Consider the following 16,179-nt stretch of genomic DNA (forward strand, 5'->3'; position numbering starts at 1 on the left):
GCCGGCCCCCCCGGCGGATGTGCTCCGAGGGGCGGGATCCTGTCAGCCCGCAGCGGATCCGCGCCGTGGGGACTTGCCACGTACCGCCCGGCATGGGGGAGGATGGCGGGCATCCGTACGAAGGGAAGAACCCGGTGAGCATCGACCCGTCCTCGATTCCGAATTTCGGGGCCCAGCCCCAGCCTCAGGCAGCAGGACCGGCGGGCCCCGTCGTCCCCGACCAGGACCTGGTCAAGCAGCTCCTCGACCAGATGGAGCTGAAGTACGTCGTCGACGACGAGGGTGACCTCGCGGCGCCGTGGGAGGAATTCCGCACGTACTTCATGTTCCGCGGCGAGGCCGAGCAGCAGGTCTTCTCCGTCCGCACGTTCTACGACCGCCCGCACGCGGCGGACGACCGCGCGAGGATCCTCGACGCGATCGACGACTGGAACCGCCGCACCCTGTGGCCCAAGGTCTACACCCACCTGCACGAGGAGGAGGACGGCTCCGCCACCCTCCGTCTCATCGGTGAGGCCCAGATGCTGATCGGCACCGGCGTGGCCCTGGAGCACTTCGTGTCCTCCACGGTCAGCTGGGTCCGCGCGTCGATCGAGTTCGACAAGTGGATCGTCGAGCAGTTCGGCCTGGAGTCCCCGGAGGACAAGGCGCCCGGCGACGCCGCCGAGTAGCCCTCCGCCTCACAGGGCCATGCGGGCGAACGCGAGCACGTAGACCCCGTACGCGAACGAGAGCCCGGCCAGGCCCGCGATCACCACGATCGCGGCGCCCGGCCGGGCTCTCGTCATGGCGCGGGCCAGCGGCAGCAGCAGCGGGAAGGCCGGCAGCAGGAAGCGCGGCTTGGACTCGAAGAAGCCCGAGCCGCCGACGGTGATCAGCACCAGCACCCCGGCGTAGACCAGCACCGGCAGCGGCGGCCGGTCGAACAGCGCGAGCAGCACGAAGAGCAGCACCCCGGCCGCCGTGATGACCAGGGCCATGGCGTAGCCGAACTGCGTCGGGCCCTTCAGCATGTCCCGCACGAACACCAGCGCGCCGTGCCCGAAGTCGAAGCGCGAGGTCCAGCCCTCCTGCACGGCGAAGTAGCCGCCCAGCAGGTCACCGCGCCGCGCGCCGACCCACAGCACGTACGCGAGCCAGCCCGCGGGCGCGAACACGGCCCCCGCCCACAGCGGCCACCCCGCCCGGCCGCGCCGCCGCCACAGCTCCAGGGCGACGGCGGCGAGGACGGCCGCGGCGACGGCGACCCCGTTGGGCCGGGAGAGCCCGGCGAGCGCGGCGAGGGTGCCCGCCCACAGCCAGCGCCGGGTCAGCACCGCGTACAGGGACCAGGCCGCGAAGGCGGTCATCAGCGGCTCGGTGTACGCCATCGACAGCACGATCGAGTGCGGCAGCAGCCCCCACAGCAGCACCGTCAGGACGGCCACGGGCCGCCCGCCGAGCCGCTCCGCGACCAGGTAGATCCCCCAGGCGGCGGCGCCCGCGGCGAGCCAGGACAGCAGCAGCCCGGCCGTGCCGCCCGCCACGGGCAGCACGGTGGTGACCGCCCGCACGAGTGCCGGATAGAGCGGGAAGAAGGCCAGGTCCGACTGGACGGCCCCGTCGGGCCAGGTCAGCGTGCGGCCGTAGCCGTGGGCGGCGATCCGGAGGTACCAGTCCGAGTCCCAGGACTTCGCGAGCAGCGCGCGCGGCGACCGCCCCGTGTGCCACGCCCACAGGGCGAGCGCCAGCATCCCGGTGACCCGCGCGGCGGCGAACAGCCCGAGGGCGGGCGCCGCGCGGTGCAGCGAGTCCAGCGGGCGGGGCAGCCGCCGGGCGGGGACAGCGGTGGAAGCCGGGCGGTCGAGCGTCTCGGCGGACAGGGGGCACCTCCGTGCGCGCGGGAATCCGGGATCCATCCGACAAATCGGTTTACCGGACAAGACGCGGCGCACGGAGGGGGCGCGCGGATCAGAAGCGGCGGATCACCCGCAGCGCATGGGTGTACAGGTCGCCGCTGCTCGTCTCGGTCCTCGGCGCGCCGTTGAGGATCGACTTGCCGCCGACGTCCGCGAGGGTGGGCCCGTTCGGCGTCTTGCGGCTGGAGACGAAGCGCAGTCCGCCGTGCTGGTCCGTGCCCATGTGGATGCCGATGTGGCCGCCCGCGTCCGAGTCCTCGTCGGTGTCGAAGAAGACCACGTCCCCGATGCGCAGGCCGTCGAGCGGCGGCGCCTGGCCGACGCCGCCGTCGGCGATCTTCACGCCGGGGCCGGAGGCCGCGAGGTCCTTGGACTCGCGCGGCAGGGTGCGGCCGTCGAACTGCCGGTACAGGACCATCGGGATGCCCATGTGGTGGCCGTAGACCATCCGGACGAAGCCCGAGCAGTCCAGGTGGCCCTTGAAGTCCGGGTCGGCGACCGCGTGCTCGCCGCTCGCCGGGAAGTCCCAGTCGAGCCCCATGTACTCGTGGAAGTCGGCGCCGACCTTGCGCAGGCCGGTCGTCGGGTCCGCCTTGCTGTAGCCGGCCTCGCCGAGGACCCGCGCGCCCTGCCGGGCGGGGTCGGTGACCGCCGGGGCGAAGGGCCGGTACATGCTCGCGTACGCGAGGACGTCCGGGGAGGTGTCACCGGCCCACGCGCGGATCCGCTGCTCCACGGCCGGGGTCCAGGTGCCGTCGAAGGGCTCGGGCAGCACCCGTACCCAGGTGTCGTGGGTGACGAGCGGCGGATCGGTCCAGGTGGCCGAGTCGAGGACGACGTCGTAGATCCGGGCCTGCGGGGTCACGGTGGCGCCGGTGGAGGCGAGACCGCGGACGCCGACGGCTCCGGTGCGGAAGACCTTCGACGGGTCCTTCTCCGGGTCGTGGACGCTGTGGTGCCAGAGGTCGGGTTCCTCCCCGCCCGTGACGTGCTTCCAGGCGCGGGCGCGCAGCAGGTCGCCCGTCCGGTCGACCCGCACCCACCAGTGGTCGTAGGCGGCGAAGCCGGTGCCGACGGTGACGGGCGCGCTCAGCGTGACCGGCGTGTCGGCCAGTTCCTTCTCCAGGACGAGCTGGACCTCGCCCGCGGGGGTGACGATCAGCCGGGCGCGGTAGTGGTTGTTGACGTCCCGGGCGGAGAAGACGAGGGCGAGCGAGACGGGCGCGCCGGCGGGCAGCCGGTCGAAGGAGAAGCGGGCGGCCGCGTGGAGGTCGCCGATCGCCTTGTCGGGCAGCAGGGAGTAGCGGCTCTTGCCGGCGGCGAGGGTGATCGCCGCCCGGCCGCTCTCGACGAAGTAGTCGGCGGCGACGCCGTTGTGGTGCGACCAGGTGCCGCCGCCGGGCGACATGCCCCACCCGCCGCCGGGCGGCACGCGGTCGAAGGCGTCCCTGACGGCCTTCTTCTGCTCGGTGAACCAGCGCTTCGGCCCGCGCAGCGTCACCGTCCGCGCCCCGGTGGTGAGGGTGGCGAGCACGCCCCGGTCGTCGGAGACCTCCAGACCGCCCGGAACGGTACGGGTGGTCAGGGCGCCCGCCGGGTGCGGGGCGAAGTGCCATGCGTCGGTCGGGTCGACCAGCATCGGCAGCCGGGTCCCGGGACCGGCCGGAGCGGCCGCCCCGCTCACCCCGGCCGACGGCACCGTCGTCGCCGTGGTCGGCGTCTGCGCCGCGGCGGCGGACGCGGCGGCCATCGGCAGCGCGCCGCCCGCCGCCACGCCGGCGAGGGCGATCAGGGCCGTTCTGCGGCTCGGCCGGTACTGCGGTGCGGACATGCGTTACCCCCCATGGGTGACGGACGCGACGGTCGTTCGACCGGGCGAGGGGACCCTACCGGCAGGCGGCGCGGTGCCCCGGCGGCCGGGGGGACGGCCTCCCGCAGGACCTCCTCCCGCTTGCAGAGGGGCACGGCATGAGCGCGGAGTGCCCATGAACTGTGCCACTCAGAATGCAGTCTGAGTACAATCCGAGCATGAGCCTTGCTTACCTGGGAGCCGAGCCCGAGTCGGTTTCGTTCACAGATCTGTCGAGAAACCCGAAGGCCGTAGCCGCCCGGGCCGCCGCCCTCGGAGCTCTGCGCGTCACGCACCGGGACGCACCCGACATGGTGCTGACGACGGCCGTGCACGCGGAGCGCACCGAGGAGAACCTCACGACGGCGTCCCGACTCTTCCTCGCGCTCATGAAGCACGATGACGGGGCCCGGTCGCTTCTGCTGGCTCTGCCCGACGTCTTCCCGTGGGTGCGGCACCTGGACGACGAGGAGATGCGCGCCTTCACCGTGGAACTCCTGGAAGCTCTGTCCGACGCGGCGGAGCTGGGTGCTCGGGAGGCCGTGCACCGTGCGCTGGTGTCCTGGAGGGCGACGGCTCGTATCAACGCTGATCCGGAGCAGCTCAAGGAAGCTCAGCGTCCGCTCGACGGGGATGACCTGGGGCCGGTCGAGGTGGGCGGGTGAGCCCGAAGAAGGGCGATCGTGTCAGTGTCCCACCCCTGAGCGGCTGGAACGTGGTCTTCGGGACCACGGAGGCGGTGACGGGGTGGGAGGAGCTGTGCCGCGCTGCACTGCCCAGCGCTCACCGATGCCTGGAGGCGTTGCGCACCGACCCGCTGTCGCGTGACAACTGGAACCGTCAGCACCAGTTACGCGGGAGGCTCGCCACCAAGGAGTGGAAGGGCTCGGCGCTGGAGCAATGGGAGTTCGAGGTGACGAGTGGCGCCCGCGTGCGCTACCTGGTCAGCCCCGAGACGTCGACCGTCATCCTGGTCTATGCATCCACCCGGCACCCCAAGGACACCGAGTAGCTCGTAGTTCCCGTACAGCACGGGCTCCGGCCGAAGGGCCGGGCCCTGTGCCTGCACGTTCGTCCGGCTCGCGCTCAGTGAGTCAGCCGACCGAGGCGCTCGACCGCCTCTTCCAGCACACCCGTCCGCTTGCAGAACGCGAAGCGGACCTGGGTGCGACCGGCCTTCTCGTCGTCGTAGAAGACGGAGTTGGGGACGGCGACGACGCCGCAGCGCTCGGGCAGCGAGCGGCAGAAGGCGAGGGCGTCCTTCTCGCCGAGCGCGGCGACATCCGTGGTGACGAAGTACGTGCCCTGGGGGCGGTAGACCTCGAATCCCGCCTCCGCCAGACCGGCGGAGAGGAGCTCGCGCTTGGCGGCCAGCCCGTCACGGAAGCCCGTGAAGTACGCGTCGGGCAGCGCCAGCGCCTCGGCCACCGCGTACTGGAACGGGCCGGACGACACGTACGTCAGGAACTGCTTCGCCGAGCGGACGGCCGACAGCAGCGGCGCGGCCGCGGTGACCCAGCCGACCTTCCACCCGGTGAAGGAGAAGGACTTGCCGGCCGAGGAGATGCGGACCGTGCGCTCGCGCATGCCGGGCAGCGAGATCAGCGGGACGTGTTCGCCGTCGAACACCAGGTGTTCGTAGACCTCGTCCGTGACGACCAGCAGGTTCCGTTCCACCGCGAGCTCGGCGATCGCCGTCAGTTCCTCGCGGGACAGGACCATGCCCGTGGGGTTGTGCGGGGAGTTCAGGAGCAGCAGCCGGGTGCGGTCCGTGACCGCGTCCCGCAGGGCGTCCAGGTCGGGGCGGAAGTCGGGGGCGCGCAGCGTCAGGGGGACGCGCCGGCCGCCGGCCATCGCGATGCAGGCCGCGTACGAGTCGTAGTACGGCTCGAAGGCGATCACCTCGTCGCCCGGTTCCAGGAGCGCCAGCAGCGTCGCCGCGATCGCCTCCGTCGCGCCCGCCGTGACCAGGACCTCCGTGTCGGGGTCGACGTCCAGGCCGTAGAAGCGCCGCTGGTGGGCGGCGACGGCGGTGCGCAGCTCGGGGACGCCAGGGCCCGGCGGGTACTGGTTGCCCCGGCCGTCGCGCAGTGCCCGGACGGCGGCCTCGCGGACCTCCTCGGGGCCGTCGGTGTCCGGGAAGCCCTGGCCCAGGTTGATCGAACCGGTCCGGACGGCCAGCGCGGACATCTCGGCGAAGATCGTCGTCCCGAACTCCGCGAGCCGGCGATTGAGCAGCGGTCGTGTCATGCCGGTCATCCTCCGGCGAAGCTCTGGACTTGCTCAAGTGCGCTTTGGCCGCGCGGCGGGACGGGCATCCCCCTGGCACGGAGCGCGAAAGGCTCCCAAGTCACCGGATAACGGACCGGACGGCGGTCCGGACGACGGATACGGACTCACGTACGGGGGACACATGGAAGCGGTAGTGATCGTGGTGATCTGCGCCCTGGTGGTCATCGGCTTCGCGTCGGCGGTGAGCGGCGGCTCCCGCCGGCGGCGCCGGGGCGGGGGCGGCGGCTGGTCGAGCGGGGGTTCCTCCGGGGGCGGCTGCGGCTCGTCCTGCGGGGGCGGTGGCGGCTGCGGCGGCGGGGGTGGCGACTGAAGGGCGCGCGGGGCGACCGAGACGGCGCGGGGGCGCGGGGCCGCTGACGGGGCGGCCCCGCAACACCGTGCGCGGGAACAGGTGTTGACGTGGATCGGGAGCCACACGCCCGATTCCCACTGAACAGTTGAACTCAAGAGCCCCCTAGGGGATGGAAACCACGTCAAGTTGGGTAAAAACACAGCGAGCTGCCCACGGTTCATGATTCCCTCGCTGTCGAGAACATCCAGCCCTCGGACCGTGTGTGGACCCGAGCCGGCGATCCCCACTCCCGGTCGAAAGCCTTCACCGGGACGCCCCCGGCCCACCCGTCAAACCGTGTTTGCGGAGCCGACCCATGCTCACGACCCTGAAGACCTCCTACACCGACACGCGCGCGGCCGACCTGGCCTGGGCGCTGGGGCGCGATCCGCTGCCCGCGCTCGCCGTGCTCGACCTCGAACTCGCCGGAGCCAAGCTGCAGTTGCGGCTGCTCGGTGCCTCCCACCAGGTGCTCCTGGAGGAGGCGGACCGCAGTTGCTCCGAGACCGTCGCCTGCATGCCCGGCAGCAGCACACCGCTGCCGCTGGGCGTGTCCAAGCGGGTGGGCGAGTGGGAGTACGAATTCGCGGCGCGCGTCGAGAACCTGAACCAGGGCTCGTTCGCGGGCCGCGCGCAGGAGCTCCTGGCCCTCGTCGCCGACCACCCCCACGGTCTGGCGGGGACCTTCCCCGGATCGCCGCACGCCTTCACGGCGATGCTGGCGCACCGGCACGAGGGTCAGGTGCGCTGGCGCACCTGGCACGCGTACCCGCAGGAAGGGCAGTTGGTGGTGACCAGAACCCGGATCGGAGCCCGGATGCCCGCGACGCTCTGACCCCCTGACCCCCTGACGCCGGCCCGCCGGGGTGCCGTGGTGCCCCGGCGGGGCGTACACATGCCTCAGGTGCACTCGTGCGGGTGACAGGGAGCGATTCATGCCTGACGTAGCGTTACGGCATGACCGACCCGCCCGTGCCCCCGACCCTGCCGACCGAGCGGGCGGCGCGGCCCGGTGCGGTGCGGTATCCGGTGCTCGCGGTGGTCTTCGTCTGCGCCGCCTGCGGACTGGTCTACGAGCTCGAACTGGTCGCCCTGGCTTCCTATTTGATCGGCGATTCGGTCACCCAGGCATCCGTCGTGCTGTCCGTCATGGTCTTCGCGATGGGGGTCGGCTCGCTGCTCGCCAAGCGGCTGCGCTGCCGTGCCGCGGTCGGGTTCGGCCTGGTCGAGGGCGGCCTGGCGCTGCTCGGCGGCTGCTCGGCGATGGTGCTGTACGCGGCCTTCGCCTGGCTGGGCGAGTCCCGTTACGTGCTGGTGGCGTTCTCCCTAGCCATCGGGGTGCTGATCGGGGCGGAGATTCCGCTGCTGATGTCGCTCATCCAGCGGGCGGAGTCGGCCCGCTCGGCCCAGCCGCCCACGGGCCCCGGGCCGGGCGGGCCCGGCCTGCCCGACCGGCGTCAGCGGCCGGAGGGGGATCGCGGAAAGGACGGGCGTCAGGGGCAGGACGGGCGTGACGGGCGGGAGGAGCGTGACGGGCGGGAGGAGCGTGACGGGCAGGACCGGCCGGAGCAGCAGGACGCCGCCGGGACGGTCGCCGACCTCTTCGCCGCCGACTACGTGGGCGCGCTCGTCGGCGGGCTCGCCTTCCCGTTCCTGCTGCTGCCCTGGCTCGGGCAGCTCACCGGCGCGCTCGTCACCGGTGCGGTCAACGCGGTGGCGGGCGGCGGCCTCGTGCTGTGGCTGTTCCGGCACGACCTGACGGCCCGCTCGCGGGCGCTGCTCATCACCGTCAACGTCACGGTGCTCGCCGTCCTCGCCACCGCGACCGTGCTCGTCGACGACTTCGAGCGGGCCGCGCGCCGGGCGGTGTACGGCGACAGCATCCGGGTCGCCCTGCGCACGGAGCTCCAGGAAGTGGTGGTCACCGGAGAGCGGGGCGGGCCTCCCGACCTGTTCCTGGACGGCCGGCTGCGCGTCGGCGGTCAGGACGAGCACCGGTACCACGAGGCCCTGGTGCACCCCGCGATGAACGGCCGGCGCGCCCGCGTGCTGATCCTCGGCGGCGGCGACGGCCTCGCCGCCCGCGAGGTGCTGCGCTACCCGGACGTCCGCGCGGTCACCGTCGTCGAACTCGACCCCGGCGTCGTCTCCCTCGCCCGCACCGATCCCGGCCTGTCCGCGCTCAACGGGTACGCCTTCCGGGACCCGCGGGTGACCGTCGCCCACGGGGACGCCTTTCGCTGGCTGCGCCGCTCCCGGCCCGTGCAGGAACGGTACGACGTGGTGATCTCCGACCTCCCCGACCCCGGCGTCACCGCCGGCGCCAAGCTCTATTCCGAGGAGTTCTACGGGCTGGCCGCGGGCGCCCTCGCCGACGGTGGGCGGCTCGTGGTCCACGCCGGGTCGGCGGCCGCCCGTCCCCACACCTACTGGACCGTCGACGCGACCCTGCGGGCGGCGGGCTTCGCCACCCGCCCCTACGGAGCCGGCGGCCGGGTGACGGGCCCGTCCGCCGGACCCGACCGGACCGGCCGCTCCCCGGACGGCCCGGCCGGGGCGAGGGGCGAGTGGGGCTTCCTGCTCGCCGCACCCGGAGCCAGGCCCCCCGCCCTGGCCCTGGCCCCGCAGGCCCCCCGGCTGCGTTTCCTGACCCCCGACGTCCTCACCTCGGCCCAGACCCACGTCGAACGCACCCGCACGGCAGCGGCCACCGGGCTGCCGCCGTCGACGCTGGTACACCCGCGGTACTGAACCGCACCGTCGCGGCGGGGGCGGCACCGTCGCCGAGGGCGCCGCGGGGCGGCGGGGCGGCGGTGCCGCGGCGAGTGCGCGTGACAGGCGACGCGCGGGCCCCGGCTGAGTAGGCTCGGTTCCCATGGAGCATGAGGTGTTCGTCCCGGTCCCGGCCGAGGTCCTGCGCGCCACGCTGACGGACCCCGCCCGGGTCGCGCGCTGTGTGCCCGGCTTCCAGCAGGACGCCGAAGGGGAGGACGGCCCGCTCGCGGGCCGTCTGAAGGTCCGGATCGGCGGCAACACCATCACCTACCGCGGGGCGCTGCGGATCGCCGAGCGCGACGGGCGCTTCGCGGTCGAGGGCGAGGGCACGGAGGTGCGGGGCAAGGGCACGGCCGCGCTGACCCTCACCGTCGCGCTCTCCCCCGTGTCCGAGGGCACCACGATCGGCTTCACCGGAGAGGTGACGGCGACCGGCCGGCTCGCGGACACCGACACCGAGGCCCGCGCCACGGCGGGCGCCCGGCTGCTGGACCGTTTCGCCGAGGCGCTGGTCGCCGTCGCGGACGTGGAGGCCGAGATGGCCGCCGAGGCACGCGAGGCGGAGGCACAGGCGGAGGCACGCGAGGCCGAGGCGCAGGCGGCGAGCGACGACGACGGCGTCGACGACGGCGTGGAGGAGCCCGGCCGTCCCTCCGTCTTCGACACCCCCGTCCCGCTGCCCTCCCTCGACCCGCTGGCCGACGAGACCTTCGACGCGGACGCCGACGCCGCCGACGGTCCTCTCGACGCGCCCTTCGACGACGGCGACGAGGAGGACGACCTCGTCCCGGGCCGTCAGCCCGCCGAGGCCGCGCACGCCCGGCGGACCATGATCGGCAGGAGCGCGGAGGAGGTCGACCACGCCCCGCCGCGCGGCCGCTACGCCCCCGTCCCGGCCGCCGAGAGCTCCAGCGCCACGGCCACCCTGCGCTGGATCGCCCCGGCCGCCGCCCTCGCCATCGCCTCCGCGGTCGTGGTCGGCCGTGCGCTGCGGCGCCGCCGCTGACGATCCGCCACGACGGCGGCGGGGCATCGCCTATGGTCGGGTCGTGAGCAATCTGACGCGACTGACGGCCGGCGAGGCCGAGGTGACGATCGACCCGGAGCACGGCTGCCGCATCGACAGCCTCCGCATCGGCGGCACCGAACTGCTGCTCCAGGGAGCGCGGTACGGGTCCTTCGTGATGGCCCCCTGGGCCGGCCGGACCGAGAACGGGCGCTTCCGTGACGGCGCCACCGTCCACCAGCTGCCCGTCAGCGAGCACGCGGCCCCGCACGCCCTCCACGGCACCGTCCGGGACGTGGCGTGGAAGACCGCCGAGGTCACCGCGACGACGGCCGCGTTCACCACCGAGCTGACCGACCCGTGGCCGTACGAGGGCCTGGTCACCCAGGTCTTCGAGCTGACCGAGGACGCGCTCACCCTCCGGCTGGGCGTCGAGACGGCCCGGGACTCCTTCCCGGCGCAGGCCGGCTGGCACCCCTGGTTCCGCCGCAGTCTCGGCGGCCCGGACGTGGAGCTCGACTTCAGCCCCGCCTGGCAGGAGGAGCGCGGCGAGAACCACCTGCCCACCGGCCGCCGGATCGACCCGACGCCGCGCCCCTGGGACGACTGCTTCGGCATGCCGGGCGGCGTCGACTTCACCCTCACCTGGCCCGGCGAGCTCCAGCTGCGGCTCACCAGCCGGGCCGAGTGGGTCGTGGTCTACGACGAGCCGGCGGACGCGGTCTGCGTCGAGCCGCAGTCCGGCCCCCCGAACGGCCTCAACACCCTCCCGCGCCTGGTCACCCCCATCGACCCGCTGGAGGTCGAGACGACCTGGGCCTGGCGGCGGCTGTGAGCGGCCGGCTTTAAGCTCGTGCGCATGACTGACGTACGCGCTGAGCTGCTCCAGCAGATCAAGGACAAGGCCGTGGTGCACGGCAAGGTGACCCTCTCGTCGGGTCGTGAGGCCGACTACTACATCGACCTGCGCCGGATCACGCTGGACGGCGAGGCCGCGCCGATGGTCGGCCAGGTGATGCTGGACCTCACCGCCGACCTGGACTTCGACTGCGTGGGCGGGCTCACCCTGGGCGCCGACCCGGTCGCCACGTCGATGCTGCACGCCTCCGCCGCGCGCGGTCAGCGCCTCGACGCCTTCGTCGTCCGCAAGGCGCAGAAGGCGCACGGCATGCAGCGCCGGATCGAGGGGACGGACGTCAAGGGCCGTCGCTGCCTGGTGGTCGAGGACACCTCGACCACCGGCGGCTCGCCGCTGACCGCCGTCGAGGCCGTGCGGGAGGCCGGCGGCGAGGTCGTCGCGGTGGCCACGATCGTGGACCGGGGCGCCGCCGGGGCCATCGCCGAGGCGGGGCTGCCGTACCTCACCGGCTACGAGCTGTCGGATCTCGGGCTGGCGTAACCGCCGCGAAGTCGTGACGTAGCTGCCGGACCGGGCCCAAACGGGGCCTGACCTGCTGTTTTGCCGAGGGGTGGAGTGTTTCACGTGAAACACTCCATCCCTCGTCGCGTAGTGCCTGTGGGAGTGCGCAGAAGAGTCTGGAAGGATGGGGGCGACGATGACGTCGCCCCCATGGTCAGGGACAAGCAACGCACACCCCCGCACATCACAAGGAGCGGACGAATGCCCATCGCAACCCCCGAGGTCTACAACGAGATGCTCGACCGGGCGAAGGCAGGCAAGTTCGCCTACCCGGCCATCAACGTCACCTCGTCCCAGACGCTCCACGCCGCGCTGCGCGGCTTCGCGGAGGCCGAGAGCGACGGCATCATCCAGATCTCGACCGGCGGTGCCGAGTTCCTGGGCGGCCAGCACAACAAGGACATGGTCACCGGCGCCGTCGCCCTGGCCGAGTTCGCGCACATCGTCGCCGCGAAGTACGACATCACGGTCGCGCTGCACACCGACCACTGCCCGAAGGACAAGCTGGACGGCTACGTCCGCCCGCTGCTCGAGATCTCCGCCGAGCGCGTGTCCCGTGGCGTGAACCCCCTCTTCCAGTCGCACATGTGGGACGGCTCCGCCGAGACCCTCGCGGACAACCTGTCCATCGCGCAGGAGCTGCTCGCCAAGGCCGCCGCCGCCAAGATCATCCTCGAGGTCGAGATCACCCCGACCGGTGGCGAGGAGGACGGCGTCAGCCACGAGATCAACGACGAGCTGTACACCTCCGTCGACGACGCCATCCGCACCGCCGAGGCCCTGGGCCTGGGCGAGAAGGGCCGCTACCTGCTGGCCGCCTCCTTCGGCAACGTCCACGGCGTCTACAAGCCGGGCAACGTCGTGCTCCGCCCCGAGCTGCTCAAGGACCTCCAGGCGGGCGTCGCCGAGAAGTACGGCAAGGCGTCCCCGTTCGACTTCGTCTTCCACGGCGGCTCCGGCTCCAGCGCCGAGGAGATCGCCACCGCCATCGAGAACGGCGTGGTGAAGATGAACCTCGACACCGACACCCAGTACGCCTTCACGCGTCCGGTGGCGGACCACATGTTCAAGAACTACGACGGCGTCCTGAAGGTCGACGGCGAGGTCGGCAAGAAGTCCACCTACGACCCGCGCACCTGGGGCAAGCTCGCCGAGGCCGGCATGGCCCAGCGGGTCGCCGAGGCCTGCGCCGCGCTCCGCTCGGCCGGTCAGAAGCTGAAGTAAGCGCCGCCTCGCGCGGTTGTGCGAACGGGCCCGGCACCACGAGAGTGGTGCCGGGCCCGTCGTCGTATCCGGAAGTGAGGCAGGGTGTTCGACTTCGACCGAGAGACGGACCGGCGCGGCACCTGGTCGGTGCAGTGGGACGGCGTCGCGGACCGCTTCGGCGTCCCCGACCTGCTGCCCTTCACCATCTCCGACATGGACTTCGCCTCCCCGCCGGCCGTCCTCGACGCCCTGCGCGCGCGGGTCGACCACGGGGTCTTCGGCTACACCGACTGGCGGCTCGGCGAGTTCCGCGAGGCCGTACGGGACTGGTACGCCACCCGCTACGGCACCGCCGTCGACCCCGAGGCCATGGTCTACGCGCCCTCCGTGCTCAACCAGCTCTCCCAGCTGCTCCGGATGTGGACCGAGCCCGGTGACGGCGTCGTCGTCCACACCCCCACCTACGACGGCTTCCGCAAGGCGGTCACGGGCCTCGGCCGCGACCTGCGCGGCGTCCCCGTCGGCGACACGGAGGCCCTGGAACACGAGCTGGCCCGGCCCGACAGCCGGATGCTGCTGCTCTGCTCCCCGCACAACCCGACCGGCCGGGTGTGGCGGGAGGAGGAGCTGAAGGAGTTCGCCCGGCTCGCCGAGCGGCACGGGGCCGCCGTCGTCAGCGACGAGATCCACGCCGACCTGACCGCCGAGGGCCACCGCCACGTGCCGTGGACGGCGATCACCGAATCCGGGCGCGGCCGGCGCTGGGCCCTGGTCACCTCCGGCACCAAGGCCTTCAACTTTCCCGCGCTCTCCGGCTCGTACGGCTTCCTCGGCGACCCCGACGAGCGGGCCGCCTTCGTCCGCCGCATGGAGACCGGCGAGGGCCTGGCCTCCCCGGCCGTGCTGTCCCTCACCGCCCACATCGCCGCCTACCGTCACGGCGCGCCCTGGCTGGACGCGCTGCGGGCGTACGTCGCCGGCACCATGGACCTGGTCCGCGAGCGGCTCGCCGCCGGCCTCCCGGACGTCCGCTGGGCCCCGCCGCAGGCCGGCTATCTCGCCTGGATCGACCTGCGTCCGCTGGGCATCGACGAGACCGCCCTCCAGGAGGAGCTCGTAAGGACCGAGAAGGTCGCGGTCATGCCGGGCGGCGTCTACGGCACCCCGGGCTTCGTCCGGCTCAACGTCGGCTGCTCCCGGGCCAAGGCCGAGCGGGGCGTGGCCGCACTGGTGAGGGCGGCGGGACGGCTGCGGACATGATGCGACGACCTGGCTGAGTTATCGACTTTCCTGAAGTTGACGCGTTGACGGATACCGGGAGGCGCGGTGTCCGGGGCGTGATCTAGGCTGCGCATCACCGTGCCCCGTTTCTGGGGGCCGGAGGCCATTTTTGGGGGGTCTCTTCATCGTGCGTAAGCGCACTCTCTCGGCCGCGACCTCGCTCGCGGTCCTCTTCAGCTCCGCGGCACTGGTCGCGGGTACGGCGGGCTCGGCTGCTGCGGACAGCAGCGTCGCCCTGCCGGTGTCGTCCGTGGGCGACATGGTGGTGGACGGCGTCCACCAGAAGATCTTCATCAGCGACCCGTACCTCGGGAAGGTCGTCGCGACCGACTACGCGGGCCGGGTGCTGAGCACCGCCACCGGCCTGCCGGGCGTCACGGGCCTCGCGCTCTCCGCGGACTCGACGCAGCTCTACGCGGCCGTTCCGGGCGCGGATGCCGTCGTCACCCTGGAGACCGAGACGGTCACCGAGAAGGCTCGCTACGCGACCGGTGAGGGAACCGACCCGCAGCACCTCGTGCTCGCGGGCGGCAAGATCTGGTTCGGTTACGGAAACGGCGACAAGGGCGACATCGGCTCGCTCGACCTCACCGGCACCGAGCCGGTCGTGGCGCTGGCCCAGGACAGCGAGACGAACTACTCGGGTGCCCCGAGGCTCGTGGTCTCGCCGGCCAATCCGAACACGATCGCCGCCGCGTCCTCGTACTACCACCGCTTCAGGCTGGCGGCGTACGACGTGACCACGGGCACGGCGACCCGCACCGTACGCAACGACAACGCGCTGACCGGCATCACCACCGACCTGGCCTTCACGCCGGACGGCAGCCAGATCATCACGGCCAACCCCGGCAACGCGCACCACGTCTTCCAGAGCGCGGACCTCGCCGAGGTCAACACCCTCGCCAGTGACTACCACGGTGCCGCCGTGGCCGTCGCGCCCGACGGCACCGTCGCGGCGGGCTCCAACTCGACGTACGGCAAGGATGTCTTCGTCTACCGGCCCCAGGACAAGACCTCGGTCCGGCAGTACGACTTCCCCGGCACCGGCAGCAGCAGCGGCGGGGACGGCCTGGCCCACGGCGGTCTCGCCTGGGAGCCGGGCGGCAGTCGCCTCTTCGCGGTGACCAGCAACTCCGACGCCTCGGTCCGCCTGCACGTTCTGGACGAGCCGACCAAGTCGCTGCCGACGGTGACCGTCAAGGCCCCGGCCACCGCGCCGGTGCTCAAGCCGCTCACCATCACCGGCACCGTCGCCTCCACCCTGGCGCTGCCGGCCGGCACGCCCGTCTCCGTGACGCGCTTCGACGCCGAGAACCCGCAGGGCAAGTCGCTCGGCACCAAGGCGCTCGGCGCGAACGGCGCGTTCTCCTTCGGCGACACTCCGACCGTCGCGGGCGGCGTCACGTACAAGGTGGCGTACGCGGGCGACGCCGAGCGCGCGGCTGCCGCCGGGTCCGCCCTGGTCCGGGTCTCGCACCTGCGGCCGGCGCTGACGCTCGACCGCAACGGCACCACCGTCAACTACGGCACCACCCTCACGTACACCGCCACCCTCGGCCCGACGTACAAGAACCGCGTCGTCGAGATCTGGGCCGACCCGTGGGGCCCCGAGCCCAAGCGGCTGCTCAAGCGCGGCACGGTCAACTCGGTCGGCAAGCTGTCCGCGTCGATGTGGATGAACCGCGACACCACGGTCACCGCGGTCTTCGCCGGTGACGGCCGCTACGCCTGGACGCAGGCCAAGTCCGGTGCGTACACCCGCGCCGGCGTGACGACCTCGCTGTCGCGCCACTACAAGTGGACCAAGATCGGCACCACGTACTACCAGACGTACCGCACGTCGGACTACGCGCTGATCACCACCTGGCACAACGCGTACCCGAACCGCAGCACCCGTCTGGACGCCCAGATGTGGTACTCCGGTGCCTGGCGTGACCTCGGGCCGGAGTTCTTCCTGCTCGACCGGTACGGCAGGTCGTACGTGCGCTTCGACGGCGACCCGGTCCTGGCGGGCCACAAGTTCCGCATCCGCTCCGCCTACATCGACGGCGCCGCGGGCGACAACGTGAACGCCACCTCCTACGGCCCGTGGAAGTACTTCAACTTCACGCGCTGAGCCGT

At 72.6% G+C, this 16,179-nt stretch carries 15 protein-coding genes; 12 read left to right on the top strand and 3 right to left on the bottom strand.

Translation table 11 applies throughout. The features are described from left to right. Positions 1-134: 134 nt before the first annotated feature. A complete protein-coding gene (locus ABD954_RS17975; RefSeq protein ID WP_345487051.1) occupies positions 135-671 on the top strand; it encodes a type III secretion system chaperone family protein in 537 nt (178 codons plus the stop codon). A 9-nt stretch (positions 672-680) separates the two neighbouring features. On the opposite strand, the gene ABD954_RS17980 is transcribed toward ABD954_RS17975, so the two are convergent. Both ABD954_RS17980 and ABD954_RS17985 read right to left on the bottom strand, forming a co-directional pair. Next, positions 681-1,898, bottom strand: coding sequence for a glycosyltransferase family 39 protein (locus ABD954_RS17980; protein WP_382745708.1), 1,218 nt, complete (start codon positions 1,896-1,898; stop codon positions 681-683). 52 nt (positions 1,899-1,950) lie between these two features. Beyond that, positions 1,951-3,729, bottom strand: a complete 1,779-nt coding sequence (locus ABD954_RS17985) for an NlpC/P60 family protein (protein ID WP_345487052.1) — start codon at positions 3,727-3,729, stop codon at positions 1,951-1,953. Positions 3,730-3,926: 197 nt separating this feature from the next. Between ABD954_RS17985 and ABD954_RS17990 the strand changes: the two genes are divergently transcribed. Next, positions 3,927-4,412 carry a prevent-host-death family protein gene (locus ABD954_RS17990; protein WP_345487053.1) on the top strand — a complete coding sequence of 162 codons (486 nt, stop codon included), beginning with the start codon at positions 3,927-3,929 and terminating at the stop codon, positions 4,410-4,412. After that, positions 4,409-4,759 (top strand): hypothetical protein, encoded by a 351-nt coding sequence (locus ABD954_RS17995; protein WP_345487054.1) that lies wholly within the window; start codon positions 4,409-4,411, stop codon positions 4,757-4,759. Before ABD954_RS17990 ends, ABD954_RS17995 begins: the two co-directional genes overlap by 4 nt. A 74-nt stretch (positions 4,760-4,833) precedes the next feature. On the opposite strand, the gene ABD954_RS18000 is transcribed toward ABD954_RS17995, so the two are convergent. After that, positions 4,834-6,006 carry a pyridoxal phosphate-dependent aminotransferase gene (locus tag ABD954_RS18000; protein WP_345487055.1) on the bottom strand — a complete coding sequence of 391 codons (1,173 nt, stop codon included), beginning with the start codon at positions 6,004-6,006 and terminating at the stop codon, positions 4,834-4,836. A gap of 154 nt (positions 6,007-6,160) precedes the next feature. On the opposite strand from ABD954_RS18000, the gene ABD954_RS18005 reads away from it, so the two are divergent. The 9 genes from ABD954_RS18005 (at position 6,161) to ABD954_RS18045 (ending at position 16,174) form a co-directional block, all read left to right on the top strand. Beyond that, the gene (locus ABD954_RS18005) at positions 6,161-6,349 is read left to right on the top strand and encodes a hypothetical protein (protein ID WP_345487056.1); all 189 of its coding nucleotides are present in this window, start codon (positions 6,161-6,163) and stop codon (positions 6,347-6,349) included. Between the two features lie 337 nt (positions 6,350-6,686). Beyond that, complete coding sequence (locus ABD954_RS18010; RefSeq protein ID WP_345487057.1) at positions 6,687-7,205, top strand: DUF2617 family protein; 519 nt, start codon at positions 6,687-6,689, stop codon at positions 7,203-7,205. A gap of 122 nt (positions 7,206-7,327) precedes the next feature. Further along, positions 7,328-9,121 (top strand): spermidine synthase, encoded by a 1,794-nt coding sequence (locus ABD954_RS18015; RefSeq protein WP_345487058.1) that lies wholly within the window; start codon positions 7,328-7,330, stop codon positions 9,119-9,121. A 124-nt stretch (positions 9,122-9,245) separates the two neighbouring features. Beyond that, positions 9,246-10,151: an SRPBCC family protein gene (locus ABD954_RS18020; RefSeq protein WP_345487059.1), complete on the top strand. Its 906-nt coding sequence runs from the start codon at positions 9,246-9,248 to the stop codon at positions 10,149-10,151. 43 nt (positions 10,152-10,194) lie between these two features. Next, positions 10,195-10,986, top strand: a complete 792-nt coding sequence (locus ABD954_RS18025) for an aldose epimerase family protein (protein WP_345487060.1) — start codon at positions 10,195-10,197, stop codon at positions 10,984-10,986. Between the two features lie 24 nt (positions 10,987-11,010). Then, positions 11,011-11,550, top strand: a complete 540-nt coding sequence (pyrE, locus tag ABD954_RS18030) for an orotate phosphoribosyltransferase (protein WP_345487061.1) — start codon at positions 11,011-11,013, stop codon at positions 11,548-11,550. A gap of 222 nt (positions 11,551-11,772) precedes the next feature. Further along, complete coding sequence (gene fbaA / locus ABD954_RS18035) at positions 11,773-12,795, top strand: class II fructose-bisphosphate aldolase (protein WP_345487062.1); 1,023 nt, start codon at positions 11,773-11,775, stop codon at positions 12,793-12,795. 84 nt (positions 12,796-12,879) lie between these two features. Continuing rightward, entirely contained in the window at positions 12,880-14,037 is a 1,158-nt protein-coding gene (locus tag ABD954_RS18040; protein ID WP_345487063.1) for a MalY/PatB family protein, read from the top strand. Between the two features lie 148 nt (positions 14,038-14,185). Further along, on the top strand, positions 14,186-16,174 hold the full coding sequence (locus ABD954_RS18045; RefSeq protein WP_345487064.1) for a WD40 repeat domain-containing protein: 1,989 nt from the start codon (positions 14,186-14,188) through the stop codon (positions 16,172-16,174). The last annotated feature ends 5 nt before the right edge of the window (positions 16,175-16,179 follow it).

The organism is Streptomyces roseoviridis, assembly GCF_039535235.1.
Taxonomy (GTDB): Bacteria; Actinomycetota; Actinomycetes; order Streptomycetales; family Streptomycetaceae; genus Streptomyces; species Streptomyces roseoviridis.